Origin of the sequence: Okeania sp. SIO2F4, from assembly GCF_010672385.1 — a bacterium.
Lineage (GTDB): Bacteria > Cyanobacteriota > Cyanobacteriia > Cyanobacteriales > Microcoleaceae > Trichodesmium.
Map to the genome: position 1 here is coordinate 1 of NZ_JAAHGT010000203.1, position 1,217 is coordinate 1,217.

Here is a 1,217-nt window from a genome sequence, read left to right on the forward strand (position 1 = left end):
TAGCGAAGCATCTATACCAAATAATAATAATGTGTCATGTTTGACTCTATAATTAATTAGTAAATTAGGTGTTCGTTGCTCAAATTTGCTAACTTGTTGAGTCGATTTTAAAATTCGATTAGAGATACCAAAAAACCAAGGGTGTAAATTATTCGGATGTTGAACAAAATTATTACAACCCGTTCTTAAAACAATATCAAAATTGTTCATTAAAGTAGAATTTAGGTCATATAATAGGAGACTATGACCATCTGTATCATCTAAATAAACGGTTACATATTTTCTTTTCTGATCGAACAAACCTTCAGGTATGCTTTGATGATTTTCAAACCAGTGATTACTTAAAACTACAACTGAACAATCCCAATGATTGACACTAAAATCATAATTAAAAAGATATGATTCTGAATCTAATTCTGTTTTCCAATAATTGAAATTAGCATAAAATGGAATTCCTAATATTTTCAAGCCATCAGCTATATTAATCATTAAATGCTCATAAGCTTGTTCATGGCATAGATAAAAATAAACTGAACCAGAAAAACTGGTTTGACTATCCAATTTTTCAGTAGCTATACTGGTTGTCATAATCAATTTTTATTTTGATTTTTAGTTGTCTAGTTGAATAATGCAATTTTCTCAGCTTTAGCTTGAGCGTTCACGGTAGTGATGCGCAGCATTATCGCTTCCTTATTCTCATTATCCAATTTATCTTGAATCCGGTTGAATAGTCGTCCGCAGCGACGATAGGAAGCAATCTCAGGGGTGCGCGGAGATTGCTTCCTTCCATGAGTGTAATACCAATTCCCAAAAGCATTGCTATGCTTAGGTCGCACTTCAGTTATTAAGTAATTAATACAGGAGAAATTACTTTTTTGCTAAAAATACCCCAGTTAATGTTGATTATTCTTATGTTTACTCCTCCCCACACTCCCCACACTCCCCACACTTCCCCACCCGATCGGGTATAGCATTCTTTTTGAGAAATGGTATAAGTCGCAATGACTTGGATAAGGCAAATTCGATAATTTCTGCACGCTTTTTATAAATTTCTTTTAAATTTGCTTGACTAAAATAGAGAAATAATTTGGCTTTGAGAGTAAACCATTTAGCTATTTGATGAGCAGTCTGATTATCTGGGTTTTGGAAAATAAAGGAATGAATATCATTGACTACTTTTTGTGTCTGTTCGTAGTAACTTTCCACATCTCCTATTT

General features: G+C 32.9%; 3 protein-coding genes. All 3 read right to left on the reverse strand.

Going from position 1 to position 1,217, the window contains the following annotated elements:
- A partial coding sequence (locus F6K22_RS14905; RefSeq protein WP_293098991.1) for a hypothetical protein occupies positions 1-588 on the reverse strand: 588 nt, incomplete at its 3' end.
- A 29-nt stretch (positions 589-617) separates the two neighbouring features.
- Positions 618-836, reverse strand: a complete 219-nt coding sequence (locus tag F6K22_RS14910; RefSeq protein WP_293098994.1) for a hypothetical protein — start codon at positions 834-836, stop codon at positions 618-620.
- A 79-nt stretch (positions 837-915) separates the two neighbouring features.
- Positions 916-1,217, reverse strand: a 302-nt coding sequence (locus tag F6K22_RS14915; protein WP_293098997.1) for a hypothetical protein, incomplete at its 5' end; no start/stop codon positions are given.